Annotated in this window: 9 protein-coding genes; 8 read left to right on the top strand and 1 reads right to left on the bottom strand. The window is 68.1% G+C overall.

Features of this window, described 5'->3' with window-relative positions; translation table 11 throughout:
• Positions 1-40: 40 nt before the first annotated feature.
• The 6 genes from frr to ACESK8_RS03510 are packed head-to-tail and all read left to right on the top strand — an operon-like array spanning position 41 to position 4,066.
• Complete coding sequence (gene frr / locus ACESK8_RS03535; protein WP_372967290.1) at positions 41-595, top strand: ribosome recycling factor; 555 nt, start codon at positions 41-43, stop codon at positions 593-595.
• Positions 596-600: 5 nt separating this feature from the next.
• The gene (locus ACESK8_RS03530) at positions 601-1,740 is read left to right on the top strand and encodes a phosphatidate cytidylyltransferase (RefSeq protein ID WP_372967279.1); all 1,140 of its coding nucleotides are present in this window, start codon (positions 601-603) and stop codon (positions 1,738-1,740) included.
• On the top strand, positions 1,740-2,324 hold the full coding sequence (locus ACESK8_RS03525) for a DivIVA domain-containing protein (protein WP_372967278.1): 585 nt from the start codon (positions 1,740-1,742) through the stop codon (positions 2,322-2,324). Before ACESK8_RS03530 ends, ACESK8_RS03525 begins: the two co-directional genes overlap by 1 nt.
• A gap of 48 nt (positions 2,325-2,372) precedes the next feature.
• Positions 2,373-3,050 carry a transglycosylase SLT domain-containing protein gene (locus tag ACESK8_RS03520; protein WP_372967277.1) on the top strand — a complete coding sequence of 226 codons (678 nt, stop codon included), beginning with the start codon at positions 2,373-2,375 and terminating at the stop codon, positions 3,048-3,050.
• 9 nt (positions 3,051-3,059) lie between these two features.
• Entirely contained in the window at positions 3,060-3,347 is a 288-nt protein-coding gene (locus ACESK8_RS03515) for a hypothetical protein (protein WP_372967276.1), read from the top strand.
• Between the two features lie 2 nt (positions 3,348-3,349).
• The gene (locus ACESK8_RS03510) at positions 3,350-4,066 is read left to right on the top strand and encodes an alpha/beta hydrolase (RefSeq protein WP_372967289.1); all 717 of its coding nucleotides are present in this window, start codon (positions 3,350-3,352) and stop codon (positions 4,064-4,066) included.
• Here ACESK8_RS03510 and ACESK8_RS03505 read toward each other — a convergent pair.
• Positions 4,063-5,124 (bottom strand): AI-2E family transporter, encoded by a 1,062-nt coding sequence (locus tag ACESK8_RS03505; protein ID WP_372967275.1) that lies wholly within the window; start codon positions 5,122-5,124, stop codon positions 4,063-4,065. The genes ACESK8_RS03510 and ACESK8_RS03505 overlap by 4 nt on opposite strands.
• A gap of 177 nt (positions 5,125-5,301) precedes the next feature.
• Here ACESK8_RS03505 and ACESK8_RS03500 point away from each other — a divergent pair, with 177 nt between their 5' ends.
• Both ACESK8_RS03500 and ACESK8_RS03495 read left to right on the top strand, forming a co-directional pair.
• Positions 5,302-7,305, top strand: coding sequence for a glycosyl transferase (locus tag ACESK8_RS03500; RefSeq protein WP_372967274.1), 2,004 nt, complete (start codon positions 5,302-5,304; stop codon positions 7,303-7,305).
• A complete protein-coding gene (locus tag ACESK8_RS03495; protein WP_372967273.1) occupies positions 7,302-8,261 on the top strand; it encodes a tetratricopeptide repeat protein in 960 nt (319 codons plus the stop codon). Before ACESK8_RS03500 ends, ACESK8_RS03495 begins: the two co-directional genes overlap by 4 nt.
• The last annotated feature ends 3 nt before the right edge of the window (positions 8,262-8,264 follow it).

The raw sequence follows: 8,264 nt of genomic DNA, 5'->3' as shown, positions 1-8,264 counted from the left end.
CCCGATAGAATTTCAGAACACCCCGACGATAGGAGTCACCGTGATCGCGGATGTCCTCGCTGAAACCACCTCCCGTATGGCACGAGCGGTCGAGGCCGCCAAGGAGGACTTCTCCACGGTGCGCACCGGTCGTGCCAACCCCCAGCTGTTCCAGAAGGTCCTCGTCGACTACTACGGAACGCCGACTCCGCTCGCTCAGCTCGCCTCCCTGGCCAACCAGGAGGCGCGTACGCTCATCATCACTCCCTACGACAAGTCGGCGCTGAAGGCGATCGAGCAGGCGATCAGGGACATGCCCAACCTCGGTGCGAACCCGACGAACGACGGAAACCTCGTCCGCGTCACGATGCCCGAGCTCACGGCAGAGCGCCGCAAAGAGTACGTCAAGCTCGTCAAGTCCAAGGGCGAGGACGCCAAGGTGCACGTGCGCGGCATCCGCCGGAAGGCGAAGGACGAGCTCGACGGCCTCAAGAGCGAACTCGGAGAAGACGAGATCGCCAGGGGAGAGAAGGAACTCGACGCCCTCACGCGCCAGCACGTCGATCTGATCGACGACGCTCTCAAGCGCAAAGAGGCCGAACTCCTCGAGGTGTAGGCGGTATGTCCGACGAACCCACCGGTGACGACACCGACAAGCCGCAGACGCGCCGTGAGGCGCGCGACTCGTCGACCACGACCGGCGGCATCCCGCTGATCGATGATGCCTTCCCCGCGTTCGACTCGTCGAGCATCCCTCCGCGCCCTCCGTTGCCGGCGGAGGAGCCGGTCATCTCGGTGCCCAGTGTCGACACGGCCGAGCACAATGCGATCCGTGAGCAATGGAGAGCGGCGCGCGATGAACTGGGCACCCATGTGTCCAATGCGCGCGGGCAGCTCGACCAGGCCAATGAGCGCATCAAGGAGCGGACGGGTCGCGACCTGATCCTCGCGATCCTGATCGGCCTCGCCTTCGGTGCCGCGTTGCTGGCGTCCCTGATCTTCATCAAGGTGCTGTTCGTCCCGTTCGCCCTCGCGGCTGCCCTGCTCGGCGTCTACGAGCTGTCCCTCGCACTGCGCGCCTCGGGACGTCGGATCGACGTCGTGCCGCAGTTCATCTCGGCGACTCTGCTGGTGCTGTCGGCGTTCTTCCTCGATCTGTGGCTCGTCTGGGTCGTCCTGTTCCTGGCGGTCGCCTTCGTGATCGTCTGGCGACTCGTCGCCCAGATGGTCGCTGCGGACGGTCGTACCTACGGTGACGTGCTCGCTGATGCCGTCATCGGCGGATTCGTGCAGATCTACGTGCCGTTCCTCGCGGCGGTCGCTCTTCTCCTGCTCAAGCAGGAAGACGGCCAGTGGTGGGTGCTCAGCTTCATCGCGATCGCCGTCGTCGCCGACACCGGTGCCTACGCGGCCGGGCTCTCCTTCGGACGCCACCCGATGGCACCGAAGATCAGCCCGAAGAAGACCTGGGAGGGATTCGGCGGCGCCGTGGTCGGCTCCATCGCCGCCGGTGTCCTCCTCGCGATCTTCCTCCTTCATCTGCCGTGGTGGATCGGCGTGATCTTCGGCATCTCGATCCTGCTCTCGGCGACCCTGGGCGACCTCGGCGAGTCCATGCTGAAACGAGATCTCGGCATCAAGGACATGAGCTCCTGGCTCCCCGGGCACGGTGGCCTCCTCGACCGGCTCGACAGCATCCTCCCGTCGACCGTCCCTGCACTGTGCCTCTACTTCCTCTTCTCGTCCTGGGCGGTGCTGTGATGACTTCAGAAGACGTGCGCATCTCGGAAGACACGAGCGAGGCGCCTCCCGCCTTCTCGGTGACCACGGGCCGCACCCAGGGCTATCACCGTGCGGCAGTCGACACGTTCCTCGCCGCAGCGCGGACGGCGTTCGAGAGCGATGCCGACGACCTCACCGCGGCCGATGTGCGCGTCGCATCGTTCCCGCTCGTCAAGGGCGGGTATGTCGTATCCGAGGTCGATGCGGCCCTGGGGCGGGTCGAAGACGCCCTCGCGGCGCGCGCGCGTGAGCGAGCGGTCCGCTCGAACGGTGCCGGCGCATGGGTCGAGCAGGCCAGGGATGACGCGCAGGTGATCCTCGATCACCTCGCCCGTCCTCGTCGTCAGCGCTTCGCGCGCACCGGCTTCCTCACCTTCGGCTACCGCATCGACGAGGTCGATCACGTCAGCACGCGCATCGCCCGCTACCTCCGTGACGGCGAGCCGCTCACGGCGGAGCAGCTGCGCTCGGCGGCGTTCCGCATGCAGCGCGGTGGGTATCGGGAGGAGCAGGTCGATGCTCTCCTGGATGCCACCGTCGATGTCATCCTGGCCGTTCGCTGAGCGTTTCCGTGGCCGTCCGACGGCTCACCGGGTAGACTGCCTCCTATCGTGAACTCCCGAAACGACATCACCCCTCAGCGAAACGACGTCACGCCGGTGCCCGCATCGACGTCTCTTTCGGCGCGCAAGGGCACCCGCCGCCGCGGTGTGGTGGCCTTCTTCGGGGCACTGGCAGTCGTGGGCTTCGCCGCCGCCATGGTCGCTCCGACCGGAGTGGCGCTCGCTCAGCAGCCCGAGGACGAGACGCCCGAGTCGGTGTACTCCGCGGCGCTCACCGAGACGCAGAACCTGACAGTGACGGTCGAGGGCGCAGCGATCACTCCTGTCGAGCGAGGCACCTTCTCGGTCTACGTGAAACCGAAGCCCAAGCCGAAGCCGAAGCCGGTCCAGGCCTCGACCGAGTCCTCGGACCAGTCCGCACCCAGCGGTCCGCTCTTCTACACCGGCGGCGGTGCGCCGGCGGAGTGGATGGCGGCGGCGGGGATCGCCGAGTCCGACTGGGGCTACGTCGACTACATCGTCTCGCGCGAGAGCGGCTGGAACCCGAACGCCACCAACGCGTCGTCGGGTGCCTGCGGTCTCGTCCAGGCGCTGCCGTGCAGCAAGGTCCCCGGAAACGGGTACGACCCGGTCGACAACCTCCGGTGGGCCACCGGGTATGCGACAGGCCGTTACGGCAGCTGGGCAGGAGCCCACGCCTTCTGGACGAACAACCACTGGTGGTGAGCCGCCTTCATGGCTCGCTCCCGCAAGCGCCGTCCGACGCGCCCTGAGGCCGAGGATTCCCTCGATCGTCTGCTCGCGTCCTGGAAGCGCACCGAGGTGCGTCGCGGCGCGGAGTGGACGGTGCAGCCCGTCTCCGCGGTCCAAGCGCAGAAGGAGTACACCTGTCCGGGCTGCGGTCGCGTGGTGACCACCGGTACGGCACATCTCGTCGTCTGGCGAGCCGACGGCGTTCTCGGCGACGCGGCGGACCTCGCCGCGCGTCGGCACTGGCACACCCACTGTTGGAGGATTGCGTGAGCATCGAGATCCGTGGCCCGATCGAGCTCCCGGCTCGACGGGAGGACATCGTCCTGCGGACGGCGGACGACCTGTCCCTCGTCGGTGAGCTGGCACTGCCGGAGGGGAAGGCGCCGGTCGCGACACTCGTGACGCTGCATCCGCTGCCGACCGCCGGCGGCTTCATGGACTCGCACATCATCCGCAAGGCGGCTGCGCGCCTGCCTGCGCTGGCCGATCTCGCCGTGCTGCGGTTCAACACCCGGGGGACGACCTCGGCGCGCGGTACGAGCGACGGAGCGTTCGACGGGGGAGCAGCCGAGCAGTTCGACGTCGCTGCCGCGATGGACGTCGTCCGTGACCGCGCTCTGCCGCGACCGTGGCTGCTCGGATGGTCGTTCGGCACGGAGCTGGCACTCAAGTACGGGAGAGAGCACGACGTCGAGGGGATCATCCTCCTGTCGCCTCCGCTGCATCGCGCGACCGAGGCCGAGGTGTCCGCTTGGGCCGAGTCGCCGGATGTCGAGGTCGTGGTGCTGGTTCCCGAACTCGACGACTATCTGCGTCCGCCGGAGGCGCGGGAGCGGTTCTCTGCCATCCCGCATGCGACGCTCATCGCGGTCGAGGCCGGTAAGCACCTCTGGGTCGGGGAGAGTCAGACCCGTCGCGTGCTGACCGAGATCGTCGCCGCCGTGAACCCCGCAGCACTTCCGCTCCCGACGGAGTGGCCGACGGCTTAGAGCTCGTTCATCCTCGGGATCAGCACCTGGCGGTAGAGGATCAGGATGCTCGCGGCGACGGGGATCGCGATGAGTGCGCCTAGGAGTCCGAGCAGGCTGCCGCCGGCGAGAGCGGCGACGACCACGACCGCACCGGGCACGGAGACGGCCCTGCTCATGATCCTCGGCGAGATGATGTACGCCTCGATCTGCATGTACACGAGGTAGTAGATCGCGGCGGCGATGGCGGTCGCGGGCGAACCGAGGCCGGGGATCAGGCAGACGAGCACGATGATCGTCGAGCCGGTCAGCGTGCCGACCAACGGGATCAGCGAGAAGAAGAAGGCCACGACGGCCAGCACGGCGGGGAAGGGGGCGTCGATGATCGTGAGGAAGATCATGCTCAGAACGCCGTTGATCACGCCCTGCGAGACCTGGCCCATGACGTAGTAGCCGACCGAGTCGGTGATCTGCTCGGCGAGGTCGATGAACCTCTCGCGCTTCGACGCGGGGGCGAGCTGGTAGACGGCGCGCTTGAGGGAGGGTGTGGATGCCGTGAGGTAGATCGTGAGGATGAGGATGATGAACGCGCCGAAGAGGCCGCTCACGACCGCGCCACCGGCGGCGAGCACGCCCTGGCCGATCGAGCCGCCGATCTGCGCGAGGTTGGTCTCGAGCCAGTCGGTGACGTAGGCGAAGACCTCGTCGACCTTGAGGTTGGGGAAGGTGTCGACCATCCACTGACGGAGGTCAGGCAGGAGCGTGCCACGCTGGACGATGGCCGTGATCTGCGCGATCAACTGGGAGATCTGGTCGACGAGCACCGGGATGACGATCAGGATGATCCCGGCGAAGATCCCGAGCACCGCCACGATCGTGATGAGCACGGCGAGCCACCGGGGCAGGCGCTTGCGCTCCAGGAACGAGACGAGGGGGTCGAGTCCGAGGCTCAGGAAGAGTGCCGTTCCGACGTACAGCAGCACGGTCGAGAGGTTCTGCAGGCTCCCGATCAGCAGGATGCCCAGACCCACGCCGAGCGTCGCCACCAGGGCGGTGCGGAAGGGGTTGTGGATCTTCATGGTGCTCCTCGGAAAAGCTCGTGATGCCAGGGTATCGAGCGTCGTCGATGCCGAGGCGACGACGTGCCGCAGGCGGGGGAGTGGCCCCTCGTGGGCAACACACAGCTGATTTCGATAGTCTGAAATGTCGAGTGTTCCGATCCTGGCGAGCGTCCGGATCGTGTGAGGAGACTATTCGTGCGTTTCGTATGGGCCGTCGTGGCCTTCGTGCTGGCTGCGGGACTGATCGCTGCGGGCATAGCCCAGCGAACCGTCTTCATGGGCCCTTCCACCCAGAAGGTTTCGGTGTCTGTGGACGAACCGGCCCCCTACGTGCTGCTGGACGGCGACGTCCTCCGCGAGCATCCCGGCGAGCAGACGCTGATGGTGCGCGGGGAAGGCGACATCTTCGCCGCCTACGGTCGCACCGCCGATCTGGAGGCGTGGCTCTCGGACGCGTCGTACAACCATGTGTCTGTGGGCGACGGCGGAAAGCTCGACGCCGAGCTGGTCGAGCCGAGCGCTGATGGCGACGCTGAGGAAGGCGGCGAGGATCCTGCCGCCACTCCGGCACCGGCGGCGACTCCTGCCGCGGGTGACGCGGCGGCTGAACCGGGCCGCAGTCCGGTGGGCTCCGACCTCTGGCTCTTCTCGTACACCGACACCGATGCCCTGATCGCCGACATGCAGCTGCCCGAGGGCATGAGCCTGATCATCGCCCACGACGGCACGGCGGATGCGCCGGATGACATCGTCGTGTCGTGGCCGCTCGACAACTCGACCCCGCTCGCTGGTCCCCTCATGGCGGCGGGCGCGGCGGTGCTGCTGGTCGGCCTGGTGCTCTACGTCCTCGGCATCCGTCACCAGCGCCGAGGCCGTGGCCCGCGTCGCAAGGGTCCGGGACCGATGCCGGCGACCGAGCCGATCGATGTCGCTCAGCTGCCGCCGTCGGAGCGGTCGGCGATCGAATCGGGCCGGACGGATGACACCCCGCCCGCAGACGATGTGACCGAGACCGGAACCGCCGAGGGTGACGGCACACAGCCCGTCGAACCCGCTGGGCCCGCGGACCCTGCCCGCCCCGTCGATGGAGACAACGACGACAGGAGGTCTGAGATGCGCACGCAGCGACCGGCTCGTCGACGTCGGATGCTCGCCTTCCCCGCGCTCGCGCTGACGGCGCTCCTGGCCAGCGGATGCTCTGCCGACTCCTGGCCGCAGTTCACCGCCTCGAGCCCGTCGCCCTCGCCCAGCGCGACGGTGATCGCACCGGAGAACCAGAAGCCCCCGGCAGTGACCGAGGCACAGGCGAAGCGCATCCTGCAGAAGGTGTCGGCGACGATCGCCGATGCGGATGAGGCGATGGACATCGACCTCGCAGGTACTCGCCTGGACGGCCCCGCCCTCACGGCCCGCAAGACCGAGTACGCGCTGCGGACCGCGCTTCCCGACACCGCCGTGCCGGCTGCGATCCCGACCGACGATGTCGAGGTCGTGCTGCCAGAGGCATCCGACCGGTGGCCGCGCACCGTCCTCCTCCTGTCCAAGAGCGCGGGCGACGAGACGGTTCCGCCGGTCGTGCTGACGATGACCCAGCAGGACCCCTGGTCCAACTACAAGGTCACGAACATCGCGGAGATGTCCGCAGACGCGGTCTTCCCCGAGGTGGCCGCAGCCTGGCTCGGCACCTCTCTCGTGCCGGAGGACTCCGCCTTCCTCAGCATCGCGCCCGGCGACCTCGCCGGGATGTTCTCCGACGTCGTCGATGCGGGGGAGAAGAGCCCGTCTTACGGCATGTTCGATGACCTGAGCCTGAACCTCGCACAGTCGATCCGCGACAGCCGGCAGGCCGTGGTGAAGAACCTGGCCGACAACGGGGCCGCGAAGACCTCGAAGACCGCGTTCGACATCGTCCCTGCCGACGAGCCGCCGGTCTCCCTGACGACGCTCGACAGCGGCGCGATCGTCGCCCTCTCGCTCGTCGACACCGAGACGGTGACGCCGACGACCAAGGACGCCGTCATCCGGTTCGGCGACAACGCCCAGGCGAAGGCGCTCACCGGTGTGACCGAGTCGGCCAAGGGCGTGACGACCAAGTACGAGTTCCAGCTGTTCTTCTCCGTCCCCGCTCAGGGGTCCACCGAGCAGATCCGCCTCCTGGCCGTGCGTCAGGACCTTCTCTCCGTCGAGGTGATCAAGTGACCGATATCTCTCCCGCCGCTCTGCGCGGCGCCGTCGACCTGTCCAGCCTGCGCAACCGCCCGGCCGCGTCCGCCGGAGGAGCGCCGAACGCATCCGGAGCGTCGCCGGGCTCTCCGGCCGGCGGCATCGTCGATGTCGTCGTCGACGCGACGGACGAGTCGTTCGGCCAGATCCTGGAGATCTCCCGGACCGTGCCGGTGGTCGTGGACCTCTGGGCCGAGTGGTGCGGACCCTGCAAGCAGCTGAGCCCGATCATCGAGAAGGTGACACGGGAGCTCGGCGGCAAGGTGCTTCTCGCCAAGGTCGACGTCGATGCGAACCCGCAGCTCGCACAGGGCTTCCGGGCGCAGTCGATCCCCATGGTGGTCGCACTGATCGCCGGGCAGCCCGTACCGATGTTCACCGGCGCCGTGCCGGAGCAGCAGGTCCGCGAGGTCTTCGCGCAGCTGCTCCAGCTCGCGGCGCAGAACGGCGTCACCGGATCGCTCGACGTCGGCGTGCCCGCGGAGGCCGGTGCACCCGATGCACCCGAGGAGCCGCCGCTGCCGCCCCTGCACGCGGAGGCGTTCGCCGCGATCGAGGTCGGCGACTATGCCGCGGCGATCACGGCGTACGAGAAGGCTCTCGCGGAGAACCCGCGCGACGAGGACGCGATCGCCGGCCTCGGTCAGGTGCGTCTGCTCGACCGCGTGCAGAAGCTCGACCTGCAGACGGCTCGGGCGGCCGCAGCAGCGGGCCCGCTCGACGTCCAGGCGCAGTTCGACGTGGCCGACCTGGACCTTGCGGGAGGCCATGTCGACGACGCCTTCGGCCGACTTCTCGACCTGTTCGCTCAGCTGCCCACCGCGGACCGCACTCCCGTGCGAGAGCGCCTCGTCGAGCTGTTCGGGCTCATCGGCGCCGCAGACCCGAGGGTCGTCTCCGCGCGCAACCGACTCTCTTCGCTGCTCTTCTGATCG

It is taken from the genome of Microbacterium sp., from assembly GCF_041641055.1.
Lineage (GTDB): Bacteria > Actinomycetota > Actinomycetes > Actinomycetales > Microbacteriaceae > Microbacterium.
Note: the sequence above shows the minus strand (reverse complement) of the source record. Positions and strands in the feature narration are given on the sequence as shown.

Coding starts and splice junctions, on each gene's coding strand:
- ACESK8_RS03530 (WP_372967279.1), top strand. CDS start 601: ATGTCCGACGAACCCACCGGTGACGACACCGACAAGCCGCAGACGCGC.
- ACESK8_RS03525 (WP_372967278.1), top strand. CDS start 1,740: ATGACTTCAGAAGACGTGCGCATCTCGGAAGACACGAGCGAGGCGCCT.
- ACESK8_RS03515 (WP_372967276.1), top strand. CDS start 3,060: ATGGCTCGCTCCCGCAAGCGCCGTCCGACGCGCCCTGAGGCCGAGGAT.
- ACESK8_RS03505 (WP_372967275.1), bottom strand. CDS start 5,124: ATGAAGATCCACAACCCCTTCCGCACCGCCCTGGTGGCGACGCTCGGC.